Consider the following 20,416-nt stretch of genomic DNA (forward strand, 5'->3'; position numbering starts at 1 on the left):
CTGTTGTAAACAAGTCCGACGAGGGGGGGCGTGGCGTGCTGCCACGCCTGGAGGGCTGGCTGTTCCGTCAGCGTCGGCTGGTACTGGCGCTGCTCGTATTGTTCACTCTGGGTATGGCCTGGTTCGCCGTGCAGCTGCGCATGGATGCTGGCTTCGAGAAGCAGTTGCCGATCGGTCATGAGTACGTCGAGACCTTCCAGGCTTACCGTAACGATCTGATCGGGGCGAACCGCCTGACCATAGTGGTCAAGGCGCGTGAGGGCTCGATCTGGAGCGTGACCGGGCTCAAGCGGCTATACGACGTGACCCAGGCGGTGATTTTCCTGCCTGGCGTTTCACGCAGCAGTGTTCAGTCGTTGTGGACGCCCAACTCTTTCGTCAACGAGATCACCGAAGAGGGCTTTCGTGCGGATCCGTTGATACCTGGCACGGTGACCCCTGATCGCCTCGACCAGGAGATCATCGACAAGATCGCCAACTCCACGGCCCAGGGCGGCTTCGTCGGCACCCTGGTGGCGCGCGATCAGAGCAGCGCGATGATCACCGCCGAGCTCAACGAGCTCGACGAAAATGGCCAGCAACTGGACTACGTGGCTTACAACAAAGTTCTGGAGCAGCAGATCCGTGCTCAGTTCGAGGATGCCGATTTCGAGATCCAGATCATCGGCTTCGCCAAGCAGATCGGCGATATCGCCGACGGCGCCTCGGCCGTGCTGGAGTTCTGCCTGCTGGCGCTGCTGCTGACCGCCGCGGCGGTTTACTGGTACTGCCATTCCGTGCGCTTCACCCTGCTGGCATTGGGTTGCTCGCTGACCTCGCTGATCTGGCAGTTCGGCAGCCTGCGCCTGCTCGGATACGGACTCGATCCGCTGGCCGTGCTGGTGCCCTTCCTGGTGTTTGCCATTGGTGTGTCTCACGGCGTGCAGCAGATCAACTACATCGTGCGGGAGATCGCTTGTGGAAAAAGTGTCGAGGAGGCGGCCCGCTCCAGTTTCAGTGGTCTGTTGATTCCGGGCACCCTGGCCCTGGTGACGGCCTTCGTGTCCTTCATCACCCTGCTGGTGATTCCGATTCCGATGGTGCGCGAGCTGGCTATCACCGCCTCGCTCGGGGTGGCCTACAAGATCATTACCAACCTAGTGATGCTGCCGCTGGTGGCGTCGATGCTGAGAGTCGATGGTAGCTATGCTACCGCCGAGGAGGTCTCCCGCGAGCGCCGTGCGTGCTGGTTGCATGGTCTGGCACGGCTCGCCGAGTGGCGCAACGCACTACTGGTGCTCGGCATCGCCGCGTTGGTGTTCTGCGTGGCGGTTTGGCAGAGCCACGACCGGGTAGTGGGCACGTTACAAGCCGGTGCGCCCGAGCTGCGCGAGGACGCTCGGTTCAACCGCGACGCGGTGTCCATTGCCAGCAGTTACGACATCGGCCTGGACTGGCTCAGCGTGGTTTTCGAGGTCAGCCCGGATGCGTCGGGTGAGGTGCTGCCCGGTGCCTGCGAGAACGTCGCCCTAGGGCAGTACCAGGATCGCTTCGTTTGGGCTATGCAGGCTGTGCCCGGGGTGCTGTCGGTGGCCTCGTTCTCCACCGCCATGCGCCAGTTCAACGAAGGCTACAACGAGGGCAACCCGAAGATGAGTACGGTGCCCATCGATGCCATGAACTACGCCTCGCTGGCCACCGAGGTCGCCCGTATCTCCGGGATCATGCGTGTCGACTGCAGCATGACCGCCGTGCACCTGTACCTGGGGGATCATAAAGCGACCACCATCAACCGGGTGATCGCGGCTGCCAAGGCGTTCCGCAGCGAATACCCGATGCCGGGCATTTCAGTGCGTCTCGCTTCGGGCAACGCTGGTGTCCTGGCGGCGATCAACGAGGAGGTGGAGAAGAGCGAGACGCCTATGCTGCTGTATGTCTACGCCGCCATCGCCCTGCTGGTGTTCGTTGTCTACCGTGACCTGCGTGCCGTGTTGGTCTGCTGCCTGCCGCTGACTATCGGCACCTTCATCGGCTACTGGTTCATGAAGGAGCTGCAGATCGGGCTGACCATCGCCACGTTGCCGGTGATGGTGCTGGCAGTGGGTATCGGCGTCGATTACGCCTTCTACATCTACAACCGTCTGCAGCTGCACCAGGCCAATGGTCAGCCGATCGTCAAGGCGGTCGAGCACGCGCTGCTCGAGGTTGGCGTAGCGACCATCTTCACCGCCATCACCCTGGCGGTCGGGGTGGCCACCTGGGCATTTTCCGAACTCAAGTTCCAGGCCGACATGGGCAAGCTGTTGGCGTTCATGTTCATGGTCAACATGGTCATGGCCATGACTGTTCTACCGGCCTTCGCTGTCTGGCTGGAGCGGGTTTTCCCGCGCAAGCGCCCGGTGCGAATGATTGGCGCACTGGTGCATTGAGGAGAGAAGCATGCGATACCTAAACACAGTCATAGGGGGCGCCCTGGCGGCCCTGTTGCCACTGGCCTCACCGCAGGCTGCTCCCTTGGATCCGGTGCCGGCAGTGCCTGCGAGCAATGCCACCCAGGCAACCATGCTCGATGCCGCATGGGCAGAGAAACGCATCGTTGCGGTTGGCGACCACGGCATTGTGCTGTTGTCGGATGATCAAGGTGCAAGCTTCCGCCAGGCCCGCTCAGTGCCGCTTTCCGTGCCGCTCACTGGTGTGAGCTTCGTCGATGCCAAAAAAGGATGGGCGGTAGGTCACTGGGGGGCGATCCTGGCCAGCAGTGATGGCGGTGATAGCTGGCAGATTCAGCGCCTGTCCAACGAAGAGGATAGGCCTTTGTTCGCGGTGCATTTCTTCAATGCCCGACAGGGCGTTGCAGTCGGTCTCTGGTCGTTGGTTTTGACCACCGACGATGGTGGCGCAACATGGACCGACCAGACGCTGGAAGCCCCTCCGGGATCCAGTCGTGCCGACCTCAACTTGATGGGGCTTTTTGCCGATAGCCATGGCGGCCTCTATGCCACTGCTGAGCGTGGTCAGGTGCTGCGCTCCGATGACCAGGGCAGAAGCTGGCGTTACCTGGATACCGGCTACGAAGGTACTCTCTGGTCTGGCGCTGTGCTGGCCGATGGAAGCCTGCTGGTAGGCGGCCAGCGTGGCACGCTATTGCACGGTTCGGTAGACGGTAAGGATTTTCGTCGTTTGCCGCTGGAGAGCAAGAGCTCGGTCACAGCCGTTGCCGTGTCTGGTCGCCATGTGCTGGCGGTCGGCCTCGATGGGCTGATGGTGCAAAGTAGTAACGGGGGGCAGAGCTTCCAGGAGCAGCAGTCGTCTGAAGGTGTTTCGCTGACGACCGTGCTGCTTAACGGCAACGGTGTTCCCGCTCTTTTCTCGCGACGGGGTGTAGTGGCTGCACAAGCTCGGTAATTGCCATCGTGGATGATTGTGGTTTTCACCCATTGAGGGGCCACGTTGAAACTGACGCTCGGCTCCAGTTTTTCTTGAGGCTGAAAGCGTTTTCTAGGCGTTTTCGGCGCGGGCTATTTTCATGGAGGAGGATGCGAAGTGAAGAAGCAATTACGCCTGATGCTGGTCTTGGCATGGCCAGTAACCGCCTGTGCGCAAGCTGAAGACCTGTACACCGATGCAGAGGCGGCGAGAAGGGCGGTGCTGCTGATCAAGGAAGCCCAGGCATTGCATGCCAAGGTCACTGAAGTTTGCAATGACGCAAGCGCCATGGGCCTCCTCTACGAAGCGGCTGAAGATGCTGTGAGGAGGCTAGACGATTGGTCCGATGATCATCGGAAAAGCCGCAACCTTGCCTCCTATGATTCATGCCGACAGTCCATGGTAGACGTTCAGAGTTATGCCTATACATGCGCCTATGGCAGCTACAGGGGCAAAGCAGCAGCTTATATGCAACGCCGGTGGCTAGAGGATTCCACAGGCTGTGACGCGGCCATTCATGCTTCAGATCTGTCACTGCAAGACCGCAATTAAGTCGCACTGGAGTTTGGGCTCTCTTTCCTCCTGCTTTCTCGCCAGACCGGAACGAATCTCTGAGCCCACATACTCGGTACTGCGAACAGCGTTAGACATCGTGTCTCTTCTTGTGGAGCCGGCTCGCATGGCAGGTCACCAGCGACCAAAGCCGGCACGACAAATATACAGTCAAATTGCCACTGCGCTAGCGTGAGGCTCAACACCCCGCAAGGCAATGAGCCTACCGGGTGCTGTGAGGTGATGTGAGAGCGGTGAGGCTCAATCGAGCGTCTGCGTTTGGCTGTGGGCGTTGGAATGCTAATAGGGAGCCTCTATTACAGCACCGCCTGCCTCGGCAGGTTAGACCGCATTCACTTGGGATTCATGCATTTCCCTAGGTGTTGCTTAAACCCAGGATTTGTCCCCATCTCTTTGGGGGCAAATTCTGGGGGCAAAACCGAGCCCGCTACAAACCGTTCCTTTCCGCTACTCTCTGATGGCACTAGGGATTGGAGTGGTCTAGCGCGGGTTATGCGGGTAGTAGGCAGCGTTCAAATCCCTATCTTCCCGCCATTCATATAAGTACATAAGCCCCTGAATCTGCATAAGATTTCAGGGGCTTTGTCTTTTCTGGCGGTTGATTTAGGGGCAAATCATCGCCTTCTAGGCCGCTTCTATCCTTCTCAGTCCGCGGCAAACCCATCATCTCCGGTGCCAGCATGGCCATGCGCTTGTATCCAGCGGCCATAGTGCTTCTTCAGGGGAGAATGGGGCGTTCTGTCGCGCTTAACAGCGAACATTCGGAAAGTGCAGGTCCGCCATTAGAACCATCCTCAATGGTTTTCCGTCAGCTCTGTAAGCAGTTCTTCCCGTAATTTCTGCAGCTCTTGCGAATTGCGCTCGCGCGGGTGTGGCAGGTCGACCTTTACCTCATGGCGGATGCGGCCTGGTCGGGCGTCCATGACGATGACGCGATCCCCCAGATAGAGCGCTTCTTCCACGTCGTGAGTGACCATGATCATGGTGCTGCGCTGCTGCACCCAGATGCGTTGCAGCTCGTGTTGCAGGTGCACGCGGGTGAGTGCGTCGAGGGCGCCGAAGGGTTCGTCGAGCAGCAGCACCTTGGGGCGGGTGATCAGCGCGCGGGCGATGGCGGCGCGCTGGGCCATGCCGCCGGAGAGCTGGTGCGGGTAGGCCTGTTCGAAGCCGCTCAGGCCGACGAGGGCCACATGCTCGGCCACCAGATCGGCCTTTTCCTTCTTGCTCAGGCGCTGGTTCCTGAGGGCCAGGGCGATGTTCTGTTCGACGGTCTTCCAGGGGAACAGGCGGTGGTCCTGAAACACGATGCCGCGGTCGAGGCTGGTGCCCGATACGGATTCGCCGTCCAGCTGGATCTGGCCCTGGTAGTCGTTCTCCAGGCCAACGATCAGCCGCAGCAGCGATGACTTACCGCAACCGCTGGCCCCGACGATGCTGACGAATTCTCCAGGCAACACTTGCAGGTCGATGTTGTGCAGCACTGGCAGGGCCTTGCCGTCGATCTGGTAGGCCTTGTTCAGGCCGCGGATCTCCAGCGCGCCGGGCTGGCGCAGGTCGTTACCGAGCAGTTGTGGATCGAGAATGGCTGTCATGAGGTTACCTATCGCGAAGGTTGCGCCAGCGCAGCAGGTGGCGGCTGAGGCGTGTAAACAGTTGGTTCATGGTGTAGCCGAGCAGGCCGATGCACAGCACGCCGATCACCACGACCTCCATGCGTGATCCGGTCTCGGCGTTCATCATCAGGTTGCCGAGGCCCATGCCGGTGGAGAGGAAGAGTTCGCAGCCCACCGAGCTGACCCAGGCGAAGGCCAGCGCATGCAGCACACCGTTGGACAGGCTGGGCAGGGCGCTCGGCAGTTGTACCTGGGTGAACTGCTGCAGCGGCGTCAGGGTGTAGATGCGGCCGACCTCCTGATAGCTCTTCTCGACATGGCTGAAGCCCTCGAAGCTGTTCAGCACCATGGGGTAGAAGGCGGCCAGGGAAACGATCAGTACCTTGGAGAGCTCGCCGCTACCGAACCACAGGGCCAGCAGCGGGATCAGGCCGAGAATCGGTACCTGGCGCAGCGTGTGGTAGAGCGGCGCGAGCAGGCGTTCGGCGATACGCGAGTGAGCCATCAGCGCGCCCACGGCGAAGCCGGCGAGTACGCCATAGAGCAGGCCGAGGCAGGTACGTTCGAGGCTGGCCGCCACGCTCAGCCACAGCTCGCCACTGGCCAGCAGCTCGTCGAGACCTGCGCCGATCTTGCTCAGCGGCACGAAGGCGTAAGCCTGGCTGGCGCCCTGGCGCGACATGTATTCCCAGGCGGCAATCAGCAGCAGTGGCAGGAGCAGGCCGCGCAATGACGCGAGAAAGCGGATCAGAATCTTCATGCGCGTGGTTTCCAGCGGAACAGGTGTTTTTCCAGGAGGCGGAAGCCGTAATCGAGGGTGAAGCCGACCAGACCGGTCACCACCACGCCGACCATCACGATGTCGATACGCATCATCTGCCGGCTTAGTTCGATCAACTGGCCGAGGCCGCTGTCGGCGGCCAGCAGCTCGGCGGCGACCAGGACCATCCAGGAACGGCTGAGGCTGATGCGCAGGCCGGTGACTATGGGCGGTGCCGCGGCGGGGAAGGCCATGTCCTTGAGCAGGCTCCACAGCGGCAGGCGATACACCGCGGCCACATCGAAGTAGCTGCGCGGAATGCCCTTCACGCCCTCGCTGGTAGCCAGCGCCACCGGGAAGAACGCTGCCTTGACCACGATGAGGATCTTGAAGGTCTCTTCGACGCCGAAGAACAGGATGAACATCGGGATCAGGGCGATGGAGGGGATCTGCCGCAGGGTGTGGAACAGTGGGGCGCAGTAAGCCTCCACCTGCTTCGACAGAGCCATGGCGGTGCCGAACAGCAGGCCGCCGAGCGCACCGAGGGAAAAGCCTATGGCCAGGCGCGACAGACTGTTCTGCAGGTGCTCGCGCAGCTCGCCGCTGCCCAGCAGCTCGACGAAGGCTTCGTAAACATGCAGCGGAGGCACCAGCAGTTGGGTCGGGTACCAGCCGGCCTGGGCTACCAAGGCCCAGACGACGAGCAGTGCCAGCGGTGAGGCGAACCAGCTCAGGCGGTTGAGTGAGGCGGTCAGCATGTCATCCCTCCAATACGGCAGCCGCAGGGGCGCGGCGTAGCTTGCGCAGCCAGCAGAAGCCGGTCACCAACAACAGCAGTGGAATCCAGGCGAGGAACAGGTTGCTCAGGCCGACCAGCTGGCTGATCACGCCGCCGAGCAGCGCGCCGGAAAAGCTGCCGAGCATGCCGGCCAGGTTGAACAGGCCGGAGATCTTGCTCTTGTCGGCGGCGTGTTCGCCGAGCTGGGCCATGTTGACCAGGTGGACCAGCGAGGCTGCCGTGCTCAACAGCACGCCGCCGATGGCCAGCAACGCATAGCCGTGTGCGCGGCCGAGCAGCAGCAGGCCGAGCACCGCAGCGCTCAGCCCGGCGACATAGGCGAAGCGGCGGCCGATACGCTCTACCAGATAGCCGAGGCCGAACAGGCCGAGCACGGCGGCCAGACCTTGCACCATCACCAGGCTGACCGCCTGGCTCTGCGAGAGCCCGGCAACGTCCATCGCCAGCAGAATGATGAAGGTGCCGAACAGCGCGCCGGTGGCGCCAGAGAGCATTTCGATCAGGCAGCTCTCGGCGATTTCCAGGTTCTGCAGCATGGCCAGTACCTGGCTGAACATGCTGCCGCTTTCGGCACCAACCTCAAGGCTGCTCGGCTCCACCTGTTCGGCTTCCCAGAAGCCCAGGCTGTATACCGCCATGAGGCCGAAGCACAGGCCGATCACCACGAAACCGAGGGTGAAGCCGGTGCTGCCGCTGAGCCAGTTGCCCAGCAGCGGGCCGAGCAGGCCCATGCCCAGGGTCAGCGAGCCGCGGTACCAGCCGGCCTTGTCGTTGCCGATGCGCTTGAGCTGGCGCAGAAACGCGCTGTTCATGGCGACGATGCGGAACGGGATGCACAGGCCGATCAGCAGGCGCGCGACTGCCAGCCAGATCCAGCCGCCGAACAGCGGGATGGCCAGGTTCAGCAGCATGGGCCCCAGGCTGGCGAGGAAGTACACCCGGCGCGCGCCAAAGCGGGCGATGACGAAGCCGGCCGGCAGGGTCAGCAGCACCATGCCCAGCGATTCCATGGCCGAGATGATGCCGAGTTGCAGGGAATTGGCGCCTATCTCGATGGCATACAGGGTGGTGATGATCTTGGCCATGCCGATGGTGGCGCCACTGAAGGCGGCCAGCAGCATGAAGTTGGCCAGGAAGGCGCCGGGGCGCCCGCTGGCTTCAGATCGCGACATTGACCTTCTCCAGCAGTTGTTCCAGCGGCTCGGCGGCTATCCATTGGCGCACATCGAAACCGTGCGGGATGAAGTCCCAGCGCTCGAGGAAATCGGTGAGGTCCTGCAGCGCGCCAATGGAGCGCTCGGCCAGGTTGGTTTGCAGGCGCAGATGGGCATCCTCGCCATAGGCGCGGGCTACCCAGTACTCGCTGGTGTTGAGCTCGCGAGCGAGGAAGCGCCGAGTCTCCTCGGGATGGGCCCAGGCCCACTGCTCGGCGCGCAGCACGGTATCGAGGATCAGCACGGCCGCCTCGAAGTGTTCATCGAGCAGATGCTGGTCGACGGTCAGGGTACGTGGCGTGCCGATGTTGGCGCGGATCAGTGGGTCCGGGTGCGAGCCGACATCCACCACCACGCGCAAACCGAATTCGTTGGCCAGGTGCAGGCCATGGGCGCCCTTGACGAAGATCGCGTCGATATCGCCGCGTAGCAGGCCGATCAGCTCGTTGTTGCGCTGCGGACGGTTGCCGCCGAGGGTGACCTGGGCGCCATGCACATGGTGCACTGGCTCATCGCTGTAGGTGCCTCCGTAGGGATAGTCGACCAGCTCCACGTCGGCGACCCGCAGGCCTTCCAGCTTGAGGGCGTTTTCCAGACCGCGAATGGCCTGGGCACGGGTGAAGTCGATCTGCACGTTGGCCCACTTGGGCACGCCGAAGCGGCGGTTGCGCAGGTCGCGGATATCGCGGATCTGGCTGTCGTGGGTGGTGACGATCAGCTGCACCTCGTCGGCCCAGGACAGGCCGATCACCCGGGTCTCGCTGCCACGGGCGCGGGCCCAGATGGCCGGAATGTTGCCGCCATGGCGGACCGAGTTGTGCAGGTGCTGGTCGAAGTGTGCCTCGCGCACTTCACGGTCCGAGGACTCGCGCAGTGCCTGAATGCGGGTGCCCAGCGGTCGGAAGGCCTGGGCCAGACGACCGGATTCAACGGCGATGCCGAGCCCTGTGGGTACCGGACTATGGGTGTACCAGAGGGTATCGAGGGGTGTGCTCATGAAATGTCCACGAAACGCTTGTTCGGATGTGCTCCGCACGGGCGCAGTGTTCGCCCGTGCGGAACCACGACTCAGCCGGCGCGCTGTGCCACTGCGCTGCGCAGGGTTTCCAGAGGGCGTGGGTCGATCCAGTCCTGGACCGAGAAGCTCTGCGGGATGAAGGCCCAGCGCTGGAGGAAGTCGGTGAAGTCCTGCAGGGCCACGATCGAGCGCTCGTCGAGGTTGGTACGCAGGCGCTGGTGAGCGTCCTCGCCGTAGGCCTGGGTCACCCAGTACTCGCTGCTGTTGGTTTCGCGGGCCAGGTAGCGGCGGGTGTCGTCTGGGTGGGTCCAGGCCCATTCCTCGGCGCGCAGCACCGAGCCGAGAATGCCGACCGCGGCATCGTAGTGCTGCTCCAGCAGGTTGGAGTCGACGCTCAGGGTGCGCGGCGTGCCGTTGTTGGCGCGGATCAGCGGCTCCGGATGCGAGCCAGTATCGATCACCGTGTGCAGGCCGAACTGCTGTGCCAGCTGTGCGGCATGGGCGCCCTTGAGGAAGATCGCATCGACTTCGCCGCGCAGCAGGCCGACCAGTTCGGCGTTCTGCCCGCCGCGCCGGCGGCCGCCGAAGGTGGAGGTGCCGCTGACCGTCTCTGCCGCTTCGTCACTGAAGGTGCCGCCGTGGGTGTAGTCGACCAGCTCGACGTCCTTGACCTCCAGGCCTTCCAGCTTGAGGGCATTTTCCAGACCACGGATGGCCTGGGCGCGGGTGAAGTCGATCTGCGCGTTGGCCCAGTTCGGCAAGCCGAACTTGCGCCCCTTGAGATCCTTGGCGGATTTGATGCCGCTGTCCGGCAGGCTGAGGATCAGCTGCACCTCGTCGGCCCAGGACAGGCCGATTACCCGGGTGTCGCGGCCACTGGCACGGGCCCAGATAGCCGGGATGTTGCCGCCGTGGCGTACCGAGTTCTGCAGGGTATGGTCGAAGTGCGATTCACGCACCGCCTGGTTGGCCGATTCGCGCAGCGACTTGATGGCGGTGCCCTGGGCGCCCAGGGTTTCTTCCAGCCAGCCTTTCTGCACGGCGATGCCGAGGCCGGTCGGTACCGGGCAGCGGGTGTACCAGAGGGTATCGAGTGGTTGACTCATGGTGCGGTTCCTTGCAGTCAGGCGCTGGCTTGCAGCGCGGCGGTGGGGGCTTGGCTCTGTGCCGGTTTGGCGTGCACCAGCGGCAGGACTTCCTGGCCGATGCGCAGGGCTTCTTCGAGGTGCGGATTGCCGGCCAGGATGAAGGTCGAGAAACCGGCGTCGCGGTATTCGGCGAGGCGTTCGGCGATGTTCTCGTGGCTGCCGACCAGGCCCACGGTCGGTCCCGGCTTGGCCTTGCCGAAACCGGCCCAGAGGTTCGGGCCGAGGACCAGGTCTTCGAAGCGGTCGCTGTTCTGGTGGTAGGCGTTCTGCCGCGCCGCACCCACCGAATCGGAGCCGGTGGCGAAGTGCTTGATGGCGGCGCTGGTGCGCGCGTCGATGCGTTCGTACTGGCGGCGCAGTTCGCTCCAGGCGGCCTCTTCGGTTTCGCGGGCGAACAGGTCGATGCGGATGCCGAAGCGCACGCTGCGGCCCTGCTTGTCGGCCAGCTCGCGCACGCGTTCGAGGTGCGGCTTGAGCTTGTCGATCGGCTCGGCCCAGTTCAGGTAGACGTCGGCATGTTTCGCCGCCACGTCTAGGGCGGCATCGGAGAAGCCGGAGAAGTACACGCCGGGCTTGCGCTCATGCTTCAGGCCGAGCGGCAGCGCGCCGTTCTCCAGCTGGTAGATGTCGCCCTGGTAGCTGAACTGCTCGTTGCTCCACAGGCCATCGATGATGTCGAGGAATTCGCCGGTGCGCTGGTAGCGCTTGTCGTGCTCGAGGAAGTCGCCGTTGGCGCGCTGGCTGGCCGGGTTGCCGCCGGTGATGATGTTCCACTCCAGGCGGCCACGGCTGAGGTTCTGCAGGATCGCCGCCTGCTGCGCGGCGTAGGCCGGCAGGGTCCAGGTGGCCTGGAAGGCGATCAGGAACTTGATCCTGCGGGTCTCGCGGGCCAGGGCGGCGGCGGCAATCCACGGCTCGGGGCCGGTCGGCAGCAGGGCTCCTTCGAAGCCGGCGAGTTCGGCGGCCTTGGCGACCTGAGCGACGTAGTCGATATAGGTGAAGCCGTCTGGCTCGCCGTTGGGCAGGCGCCCCGGAGCGATGTTGCCCGGGCGGTACACGGCGGCGCCGCGGTTGTTCTTGTCGGTGGCCAGGTAGGGACCATCGCTACCCAGCGGTAAACGCCAGAAAAATTCGGTGCTCATGGCAGTGTTCCATTGGCTGCGTCGAGGAAGCCCGCCGCGTGCTGCGACCGGGGTTGCAATGACTTGAGCAAGGCCTGTGCCGAAAGGCTGAAAGCCAGTAATGACGGGGCCTTCAGCTGTTTTTTCTGGGGCTTTATCAGGGTGACTGCTGATACAGCAACACCTGCTCAGCAATGGCTGCTTGGACTGCAGCAGATTCAGTCCAGAAGTGGCTGATGGTGTTTGGTTAATTTCACAACTGATTGAAATAAAACGAGTTTTTCTTATGGCACAAGTTCTGCTGAGAAGGGTTCAGTGCCGCGCCGATGAGGCGTGGTCCCCATCATCCTTCCCCGGAGCTTCAGTCATGACCGCCAGCCTCACCGCCACACAACTCAGCCAGCTCGAACAGGCCAAACGTGATTTCGCCAAGGCCTTCCGCGTGCTCAAGGAAACCCGCACGCTGACCGCCACCAACACCTACCAGGCCTATGTGCGAGTGCCAGATAGCGAGCTGGTGATCGCCCTGCATGCTCCGGGCCCTTGGGCCGATGACCAGGAGATCCGCGCCGTGGTCGCCAGCTACAGCGGCGAGGTGGTACTGGACGAGACCGCCGATGGCAGCTCGCCGCTCAGCGGGCGCAAGGCGGGTGGCAACGGCCAGCGCTATGCCGGGGTGTTCCAGAAGCGTCCCGAGGTCAACGTGGTGATCCATGTGCACACGCCATACCTCGGCGGTTGGGCCAGTGCCCACCGGGTGCTGCCGATCCGTTATGCGGCTTCGCAGCGGGTGACCCTGGCCCGCGAGCTGCCGATCTACATCGACCGCCGCCAGCCAGAGCACGCCTTCATCGTCGAGAAGATCGAGGAGAACCCGCACACCCCGGCGATTCTCGAGGCCAATGGTGGTGCGACCTTCTGGGGCGAGAGCGTGTTGCAGGCGTCCAAGCTGATTCTGCTGATCGAAGAGGGCGCCTACTTCCAGGGCCTCGCCGAACTGTTCGGCGGCTCCAAGGAGTTCGGCCCCGGTGTGCTGGAGCAGCAGTGGAAGATGACCGGCCTGTGGGCCCAGGGGCAGAAGCTGCTCGAAGCAGTGGCCTGATCGGAGATGGCAGGCCGCCACAGCGGCCTGCACAAACGGCGAGCCCGAATGCGTTGCGCATTCGGGCTCGATCTTTTCAGGAGGTAGCGAAGCTGAAGCGGCCCTCGGCCACCAGGCTCGCCAATGGCTGGCGCTGGGTCGGCTGTTCGCGGGCGCGCAGGTCCTCGGGAAGCTCGGCGGCGTCGCCACGGCGCCCGATGGCGATGGCCAGCTCGACCTGGTAGCCGTCCGGTACGCCCAGCTCGCTACGCGCCCGCTCGCGGTCGAAGCCACCGATGGCATGACTGCTCCGCCCACTGTGCTGGGCCTGCAGGGCGAGGCTGGCCCAGGCCGCGCCGCTGTCGAGGGAATGGCTGAGCAGCGGGCTGTCCTCACTGGCGCCGGGGCGGCGGTGGTGGGTGCGCGAGATCAGGATCACCAGCGCGGCCGCCTTGGCGGCCCAGCGCCGGTTGTACTCGCCGAGCAGGTCGAACAGGCTCGCCCAGCTGGGCGAGCCATTGAGTGCATAGACGAAACGCCAGGGTTGGGCGTTGTTGGCCGAGGGCGCCCAACGCGCGGCCTCGAAGAGGGCGAACAGCTCCTGCTCGGCGATTGCCTCGCCGGTGAAGGCGCGTGGCGACCAGCGCTCGAGGAACTGTGGATGAATGGCGTACTCGGTCTGGCGGGGTGTGCTCATGTCGCTGTCTCGTGCGGGTGAGTGAATCAGAGGCCGGCCTGTCGCTGTCGCTCGCGCAGGGCCAGGGCGGCCTCCAGGGGGCGGTGGTCGACCCAGTCGTGCAGGTCGAAGTCACGTTCGAGGAAGCCATACAGCCAGAGCGCCTGCTTCTGCTCGGCGAACAGCGCCAGGCGCTCGGCGGAAAGATCCGGATGCAGACTGCGGTGGAAGTCGTTGCGATAGGCGGCGGCCACTCCTGCGGCGCTACCGGCGGTCTCGCCCTCGAGGACGGCGTGCACGGCGTCGGGGTTGTCGGCGGCCCAGTCGGCGGCGCGCAGGGTCTCGGCGAGGAAGCGCACCAGCAGGTCGAAGTGCTGGTCGATCAGGTTTTTGTGCACGGTGATCGGCCGCGGCGTGCCGTTGTTGGTGCGCAGGTGGGCAGAGGGCAGGGCATCCAGATCGATGCCGACCACGACGCCGGCAGCGCGGGCTGCGTCCACCGCGGCGGCGCCTTTGACATAAACCGCATCGACCCTGCCCGCGGCGAGTTGCTCGATGCCGGCCCACAACTGGCGCGGCCCGTTCTGCCCGCGCTTGCCATGCCCGGAGGGCACCTCCACCAGGGTGACGTCATGCAGGCCGAGCCCGGCGCTGGCCAATACGCCGCGATAACCCTGCAGCGACATGCCGCGGGCGATGCTGGAGCCGCGGGCGTGGCTGGGCAGGGGATGCTCGATCCACTGCGGCAGCGCCAGGCGCTTGCCGGCAAGATCGGCGGCGCTGCGGATGCCGGACTCGGGGCGCACTAGGATCACCTGCCACTCGTCGATCCAGGTCAGGCCGATCAGGCGGGTTGGCGCGCCTTGGGCGCGAGCGGCGAAGGCGAGGATGTTGCCGCCCTCGCGAATCAGCTCTGGCAGCTGATGGTCGTAGTGGTGCTGGCCGAGGCCGGGGTTGTCCTGCAGGGTCTCGACGGCGATACCGTCGTCGGCGAAGGCCTGTTGCAGCCAGCCGAGTCTGTAGGCCAGGCCGGTGGCAGTCGGCACCGGGCAGCGGGTGAACCAGAGCTTGTCGAGGCTGGGCTTGCTGGGGAGCGGTGAAGGATTGGGCATGGACGGCTCCAGGAGCTGGGCGGCGCGCCGGGGCCCGGCGGCCGCGATGGTAACTAGCGGTGGCCGCGCAGTAGCGGCAGGACTTCTTCGCCGACCCGGTAGGCTTCCTCCAGGTGCGGTGTGCTGGCCAGGATGAAGGCGTCGGCGCCGAGCTGGACCAGTTCATCCAGGCGTTCGGCCACCTGCTGGTAGCTGCCGACAATGCCGTTGGTCTGTCCGCCGCGCAGCAGGTTGAAGCCAGACCAGACGTTCGGCTCGAGGATCAGGTCGTCGAAACGGCTGACGGTCTCGGGGCGGTTGCCTGCCTGCCGGTTGGCCCCCACCGAATCGCCACCGGGGCGCTGTGCGGCGCGTGCCAGTTCCGCGGGCGATAGCCGCTCGAAGCCCTTGCGTACCTCGCGCCAGGCTTCTTCCTCGGTGGCGCGGGCGATGATGTCGACGCGTACCGCACACTTGATCTTGCGCCCCAGGGCCTCGGTGCGCTCGCGTACGCGGGCGAACTTCTCGCGCAGCTGGGCGAAGGGTTCGAGCCAGGTCAGGTAGTACTCGGCGTGTTTCGATGCAGTAGCGAGTGCCGCATCCGAAGAGCCGGAGAAGTAGATCTCGGGAAATTCCTGCTGCGCCAGCGGCAGGGCCAGACCGGCATCCTCGACCTGGTAGTAGCGGCCCTGATAGCTGAACGGGCCGCCGTTCCACACGCCGCGCAGCACGTCGAGGAACTCGCTGGTGCGGTCATAACGGGCATCGTGGCCGGCGCTGTCGCCCCACCACAGTTGCGCTGGGCCGCCGCCACCGGTGATCACGTTGAACAACGCGCGGCCGCCGGTGGCGCGTTGCAGGCTGGCGGTCATGCGTGCGGCGGTCAGCGGGTTCAGGAAGCCCGGCTGGAAGGCGATCATGAAGCGGAAGGTGCGCGTCTCGCGGGCCAGGAAGGCGGAGATGGCCCAGGGCTCGTCGGTCATCGGGAAGGACGGGATCAGCCCGCCCTGGAAGCCGGAAATCTCGGCGGCGCGGGCGATCTCGGCGAGATAGTCGATATAGGTGAAACCGTCGTCACGGGTGCTCAGCCCGTTACTGCTGGGGTTGCCGTTGCCGAAGAACCAGTCGCCGCGAAACGGCTCGCGGTTGCGGTGGGTGCTGGGCTCGCCATGGGTGGGCAGGCGCCAGAAGACATCGATGGCCATGCTGTGGATTCTCGTCAGGCGGTGTGGGCGGTGGCGCCGGCAAGGCGGGCGCGCAGGGCGGGCAGAACGTTCTCGCCGACCCGGTAGGCTTCCTCCAGATGCGGCGCGGCGCCAATCAGGAAGCTGCCGATGCCGGCTACGGCGTATTCGGCTAGCCACTCGACAACCTCGGCGTAGCTGCCGACCAGGGTCGCGACGCTGCCGCCACCTGGCTGCCAGAGGCCGCTGCCACCAGGTGCAGGCAGGCCTGCCTGGGTGGCCAGGCGTTGGGCATCGGCCAGGGCTTCCGCGGCATCCTCACGGGCCAGCAGGTCGAGACGCAGGCCGGCCTGCGGGGCGCGACCATGAGCGCGGGCGATGCGGCTCAGTTCGTCTAGCAGGGGCGCCAGCTCGCTGGACGGCCGCGCGGAAAAGACGTGGACGTCGGCCTGGCGGGCGGACAGTTGCAGCGCCTCGGCAGCGTCGCCGGCGAGATAGATGGGCGGCACTCGCTGGCCCGCCAGCGGGCCCTGGAAACCACCATCGAGCACCTCGAAGAAGCGCCCCTTGAAGCTGAACGGGGCCTGGGTGACGACGCCACGCGCGACGCTGATGAATTCCTCGATGCGTGGCAGCAGGTCGGCGTCCGCGACGAAGTCGCCCTGGCGTCTGCGTGCGGCGGCATCGGCCGGGGTGCTTAGCTGCCAGGCGAAGCGCCCGCCGCTGAAGCGCTGGTAGCTGACCGCGTTCTTTGCCGCATACACCGCCGAGCCGCGCGCCGCGTCGAACTCGGTGAGCAGGCGCAGATGGCGGGTACTGCGTGCGACGTAGCCGGCGATGATCCAGGGCTCGTCGCCGTCCGGATGGTTGCCGATGCGGATGCCATCGAAGCCGCTGAGGTCGGCGGCGCGGGCGATCTGTTGCAGGTAGTCGAGATAGTTGAAACGTTCGCCGCGTGGGTCGCTGATGCCGGGGCCGAAAGCGGCCTGGCCATCGCGCTCGCCACGCAGGTGGGCGCTGGCATCGGCGTAGCGCGAGTCGCGCCAGTTGGGCAGCTCCCAGATGAATTCGATGCTCATGGGGCTCTCCCTAAGGGTGGCTGGCCAGGTCGGCCTGGTCTTCCTGCCAGTAGTTCTCCAGCTGCAGTTCCTTCAGCCCCTGGGCGACGAACTTGGGTTCGAGCAGCGCGTTGACGTCGACCTCGCCGCGAATCAGCTTGGCCTTCTGGCTGTAGGCGATGCCGTCGGCGTAGTGCTGGCGCAGAGCCTGGTCATACAGCGGGGTGAACTGGCCGACCCAGGATTCGCCCTCGACTTCGCGCTGCAGCACGCTGAGTGGCTGGCCGGACTGCGACAGGTAGCCCTGGTAGGTCGCGCGGTTGGCGTCCTGGGCGGTCCAGTGAGCGGCCTTCAGGTAGGCGGTGACCACCAGCTGGGTCAGCTCCGGCTGCTGGGCCACGAAGTCGCTGGCGCCCCAGAGTTCGGCGCGCATTTTCCAGTCGCGCGGTGCCTGCTTGCTGGACCAGACGATCTTGCCGACCTGCTTGTCTTCGAGCAGGAAGGCGTCGCTGAGGGTGAAGAACGCATCCACTCGTCCGGCGCTCAGTGCAGCGGCGCCGGCCTGCGGATTGAGGTTGAAGATGCGGAAGTCGGAGAAGCCGAGGCCATTGGCCTCCAGCAGCTTGGCGAACGACAGCTCCCAAGGGCGGCCGCGGTGCAGGGCGATGCGCTTGCCCTGCAGATCCTTGATCGAGGTGGCGCTGGAGCCGCTGGGCACTACCAGGTAGACATTGTTGCCGCTGCCGCCGGGGGCGATCAGCTTGGTGGAGACGCCGGAGGCATTGGCGATGATTGATGGCAGGTCGCCGTAGAAGGCGAAGTCGATGCGCTTGTTGGCAAACTCCTCGTTGACGAAGGTGCCCACCGAGGCGGTGGCGGCCGGGACCCATTCCAGCTTGATGTTGCGCTTGGCCAGTTCCTGTTGCAGCCACTGGTCGCGATCCATCACGTAGGCCGGGCCGTTGAAGGTGATCTTGCCGGCGTTGGCGTAGGCCACGGTGGCGATGCGCACGCTCTGCGGTGCTTCCGCCGCGATGGCTTGGCTGGCCAGCACGGCGGCTGGCAGCAGGGCCAGGCGACGCAGCAGGCGGGTGAGGGTGAATGCTTGCATGGCGATGTCCTCGCGGGAGCCCGCGGCGCGAGGCCGCGGGCGGGTTTGGTCAGAAGTCGCTGGTCACGGAAACACCAACGGTACGCGGGTCGCCGAACATCACCGCGGCGGTCTGGAAGCCGCCTGGCAAGGTGTGGTTGCGGTACTCCTTGTCGGTGAGGTTGTTGACGTAGGCGGTGACGCGGGTGGTCTCGCCCGGCAGCTCGTAGGTCACCCGGGCGTTGCCCAGGGTGTAGCCGTCGGCGCGCATGCTGGCGCTCTGGTCGTTGGAGAAGAAGTACTGACGGCTGCGGGTGTTCCAGTCGGTGCCGAGGATGATCGCGCCACCGACATTCAGCGGGATGCGGTAGTCGGCGCCGAGCACGGCCGAAACGTTGGGTGCACGGACGAACTTGTTGCCGGAGAAGTCGTCGTTGCCCGAGGTGTAGTCGGTGAACTCGGTGTGCAGCAGGCCGAGGGCGAAGTTGATGTGCAGGTTCTCGACCGGAATCGCTTCCAACTCGAACTCGGCACCGTAGGCTTCGCCCTGCGCGCCGTTGGCCAGGCGCGAGACGGTCTGGTTGTTCACTGCGGTCACGATGTTGAGCTGGATGTCCTCGTAGTCGTAGTAGAACACTGCGGCGTTGGCATTGAGGCGGCCGTCGAACCACTCGGACTTCAGGCCCAGCTCATAGGAGGTCAGGTATTCCGGGTCGACCGTCGCCACGGTGGCCTGGCTGGTGACCCCGGTGTTGTAGCCACCGGAGCGGAAGCCATAGGCGTAGCGGAAGTACACCCGGGCATTGTCGGAGAGGCGGTACTCGGGCGTCAGATCGTAGGTCCAGTCGCTCCAGGTATTGCTCTCGTCCTGCACGGCGTTGACTACCAGCGGTGTGCTGACGCTGCCGAGGTGCCACCAGTCCTCGTTGTTGAAGCCGGCCTGGCCCTGGTTCTGCAGGCGCTGCAGATCGATGTCCTTGGTCTCACGGGTCCAGCGCAGGCCTGCGGTGACGTTGAAATCGTCGGTGAGGTTGTAGGTCGTGCTGCCGAACAGGGCGTAGCTCTCGGTGCCCTGGTTGAACGTGGTGTTGTTGTAGAAGCGCGGTATGTAGAGGTTGCTCAGCGAGCCGTTGGCGCTTTCCGAGTTGAGGTCTTCGTCGAAGTAGTGGAAGCCCAGGACCCAGTTCAGACGATCTTCACGCGGCGAGGCGAGGCGGAACTCCTGCGACCACTGCTTGCTGTCGGCATAGCTGTAGCCGCGCTGCAGTTCCAGTGGGGTGTTGTCGCTGTCGCTCAGGCCTTCGCGTTCGAAGTGTTCGAAGGCGGTGATGGAGGTGAGCTCCAGGCTGCCCAGCTGCCAGACCAGGTTGAGGTTGGCGCCGGCCTGGTCGATGTTCACCTTGTAGTCGGCGTTGTAGTTGACCTCGCCCTTCTTCGGGTCGATCGAGTAGCCGAACTGGTTGGTGCCGTTGGCGCGGGTGCCATAGCTGACGGTACTGTAGCCACCGGTGTCGTGGTAGCTGCGTGCATGCAGGTTCAGGTTGGCTTCCAGGTCGTCATTGATGCGTGCGAGGAACTGCAGGCGAGCGGCATCGTCTTCCAGGGCGCCCTTGTCGTCATTGTTGGCGAGGTTCTCGTTGTAGCCGTCGCGGCCCTGATGGCGCAGCGACAGGCGCGCGGCCAGGCGATCATCGACCAGCGCATCGCTGACCGCGCCTTCCACCACGCGATCGGCGTAGTCGCCGACGCCGACCTTGAAGTACCCGGACTGATCGAAGGTGGGCTTGCGCGAGATGAAGTTGATCGCACCGGCCGTGGTGTTCTTGCCCCACAGCGTGCCTTGCGGGCCACGCAGGACTTCCACCCGCTCCTGGTCGAACAGCGGGAAGCCGCTGGCGCTGATGTTGGCGATGTACACGTCGTCGACGTAGATACCCACCGGGCTGACGGTGTTGGCACCCTGGTCGCCAGTACCCAGACCGCGGATCCACCAGCGCGGGCGGCCGTGGCCCTCGGAGGTGCCGGCAGAGGCGTTGGGAATGAAGCGGGTGACTTCGTTGGCCGACTGCAGCGAGGTGTCGCGCACCTTGTCGCCATTGAGTACGGAAATGGAGGAGGGCACCTCCTGCACCGTCTCTTCGCGCTTCTGCGCGGTAACGGTGACCTTGGCCAGCGTCGGTGCGCTGTCGGCCTGCTGCTCGGCAGGCGTTTGTGCCTGTTGCGTGGTCTCGGCAGCGTGTGCCGCGACCAGGTGAATGCCGGCCAGGCCCCCCAGGGCCCAGGCGATGGCAGTGGAAAGAGTGGTGCGCTTGAACATGTTGCCCCCAATGACTGGCTTGTTCCCGACATCGCAATGGCGATCCCGGGCGATCAGGTGTTGGCGGTGCCCATGCTCTTTTGTCGGTGGTGGCTAGGCATCCGGCGGCGTGTATAAGCCGCATTGCCCCTATCGCAACAACCGTACCTAGATGTGTTTATTGATTTTAATTTATTGATTAATAAGGATTTATTTGGAATTTTAGGGTTCGCGGCAACGGTTTTTTCCTACTGCCTGGCCAGCAACCACTGCTGCTGGGTTGCTGCCC

Annotated in this window: 17 protein-coding genes; 4 read left to right on the forward strand and 13 right to left on the reverse strand. The window is 64.5% G+C overall.

The window, feature by feature from the left end; genetic code table 11:
* The first annotated feature begins 59 nt into the window (after nt 1–59).
* The 3 genes from IP89_RS12860 to IP89_RS12870 all read left to right on the forward strand — a co-directional run bounded on the left by IP89_RS12860 (nt 60) and on the right by IP89_RS12870 (nt 3,957).
* Entirely contained in the window at nt 60–2,408 is a 2,349-nt protein-coding gene (locus tag IP89_RS12860; RefSeq protein ID WP_043309976.1) for an RND family transporter, read from the forward strand.
* Nucleotides 2,409–2,418: 10 nt separating this feature from the next.
* The gene (locus tag IP89_RS12865; protein WP_043309937.1) at nt 2,419–3,384 is read left to right on the forward strand and encodes a YCF48-related protein; all 966 of its coding nucleotides are present in this window, start codon (nt 2,419–2,421) and stop codon (nt 3,382–3,384) included.
* Between the two features lie 138 nt (nt 3,385–3,522).
* Nucleotides 3,523–3,957 carry a hypothetical protein gene (locus tag IP89_RS12870; RefSeq protein WP_043309938.1) on the forward strand — a complete coding sequence of 145 codons (435 nt, stop codon included), beginning with the start codon at nt 3,523–3,525 and terminating at the stop codon, nt 3,955–3,957.
* A gap of 815 nt (nt 3,958–4,772) precedes the next feature.
* On the opposite strand, the gene IP89_RS12875 is transcribed toward IP89_RS12870, so the two are convergent.
* The 7 genes from IP89_RS12875 to IP89_RS12905 form a co-directional block, all read right to left on the reverse strand.
* Nucleotides 4,773–5,570, reverse strand: coding sequence for an ABC transporter ATP-binding protein (locus tag IP89_RS12875; protein ID WP_043309939.1), 798 nt, complete (start codon nt 5,568–5,570; stop codon nt 4,773–4,775).
* A 4-nt stretch (nt 5,571–5,574) separates the two neighbouring features.
* Nucleotides 5,575–6,351: an ABC transporter permease gene (locus IP89_RS12880; protein WP_043309940.1), complete on the reverse strand. Its 777-nt coding sequence runs from the start codon at nt 6,349–6,351 to the stop codon at nt 5,575–5,577.
* A complete protein-coding gene (locus IP89_RS12885; protein WP_043309941.1) occupies nt 6,348–7,109 on the reverse strand; it encodes an ABC transporter permease in 762 nt (253 codons plus the stop codon). The genes IP89_RS12880 and IP89_RS12885 overlap by 4 nt, the downstream gene beginning before the upstream one ends.
* Nucleotide 7,110: 1 nt before the next feature.
* The gene (locus IP89_RS12890) at nt 7,111–8,322 is read right to left on the reverse strand and encodes an MFS transporter (protein ID WP_043309942.1); all 1,212 of its coding nucleotides are present in this window, start codon (nt 8,320–8,322) and stop codon (nt 7,111–7,113) included.
* Complete coding sequence (locus IP89_RS12895; protein ID WP_043309943.1) at nt 8,309–9,361, reverse strand: ABC transporter substrate-binding protein; 1,053 nt, start codon at nt 9,359–9,361, stop codon at nt 8,309–8,311. The genes IP89_RS12890 and IP89_RS12895 overlap by 14 nt, the downstream gene beginning before the upstream one ends.
* Nucleotides 9,362–9,432: 71 nt before the next feature.
* The gene (locus tag IP89_RS12900) at nt 9,433–10,488 is read right to left on the reverse strand and encodes an ABC transporter substrate-binding protein (RefSeq protein ID WP_043309944.1); all 1,056 of its coding nucleotides are present in this window, start codon (nt 10,486–10,488) and stop codon (nt 9,433–9,435) included.
* Between the two features lie 17 nt (nt 10,489–10,505).
* Nucleotides 10,506–11,672, reverse strand: coding sequence for an LLM class flavin-dependent oxidoreductase (locus tag IP89_RS12905; protein WP_043309945.1), 1,167 nt, complete (start codon nt 11,670–11,672; stop codon nt 10,506–10,508).
* Nucleotides 11,673–12,018: 346 nt separating this feature from the next.
* Between IP89_RS12905 and IP89_RS12910 the strand changes: the two genes are divergently transcribed.
* Nucleotides 12,019–12,753, forward strand: a complete 735-nt coding sequence (locus IP89_RS12910; protein ID WP_043309946.1) for a class II aldolase/adducin family protein — start codon at nt 12,019–12,021, stop codon at nt 12,751–12,753.
* Between the two features lie 76 nt (nt 12,754–12,829).
* Here IP89_RS12910 and IP89_RS12915 read toward each other — a convergent pair whose 3' ends face one another.
* From IP89_RS12915 to IP89_RS12940, 6 genes are read right to left on the reverse strand one after another with little or no spacing between them, the layout of a single operon-like run.
* Entirely contained in the window at nt 12,830–13,429 is a 600-nt protein-coding gene (locus IP89_RS12915) for a nitroreductase family protein (RefSeq protein ID WP_043309947.1), read from the reverse strand.
* A 26-nt stretch (nt 13,430–13,455) separates the two neighbouring features.
* Nucleotides 13,456–14,520 carry an ABC transporter substrate-binding protein gene (locus tag IP89_RS12920; protein WP_043309948.1) on the reverse strand — a complete coding sequence of 355 codons (1,065 nt, stop codon included), beginning with the start codon at nt 14,518–14,520 and terminating at the stop codon, nt 13,456–13,458.
* Nucleotides 14,521–14,573: 53 nt separating this feature from the next.
* The gene (locus tag IP89_RS12925; RefSeq protein WP_043309949.1) at nt 14,574–15,704 is read right to left on the reverse strand and encodes an LLM class flavin-dependent oxidoreductase; all 1,131 of its coding nucleotides are present in this window, start codon (nt 15,702–15,704) and stop codon (nt 14,574–14,576) included.
* 14 nt (nt 15,705–15,718) lie between these two features.
* Nucleotides 15,719–16,762: an LLM class flavin-dependent oxidoreductase gene (locus IP89_RS12930; protein WP_043309950.1), complete on the reverse strand. Its 1,044-nt coding sequence runs from the start codon at nt 16,760–16,762 to the stop codon at nt 15,719–15,721.
* A 10-nt stretch (nt 16,763–16,772) separates the two neighbouring features.
* Nucleotides 16,773–17,852 (reverse strand): ABC transporter substrate-binding protein, encoded by a 1,080-nt coding sequence (locus IP89_RS12935; RefSeq protein WP_043309951.1) that lies wholly within the window; start codon nt 17,850–17,852, stop codon nt 16,773–16,775.
* Nucleotides 17,853–17,901: 49 nt separating this feature from the next.
* On the reverse strand, nt 17,902–20,148 hold the full coding sequence (locus tag IP89_RS12940) for a TonB-dependent receptor (protein ID WP_043309952.1): 2,247 nt from the start codon (nt 20,146–20,148) through the stop codon (nt 17,902–17,904).
* Between the last annotated feature and the right edge of the window lie 268 nt (nt 20,149–20,416).

This window comes from Pseudomonas sp. ML96, from assembly GCF_000761545.1.
Classification (GTDB): domain Bacteria; phylum Pseudomonadota; class Gammaproteobacteria; order Pseudomonadales; family Pseudomonadaceae; genus Aquipseudomonas.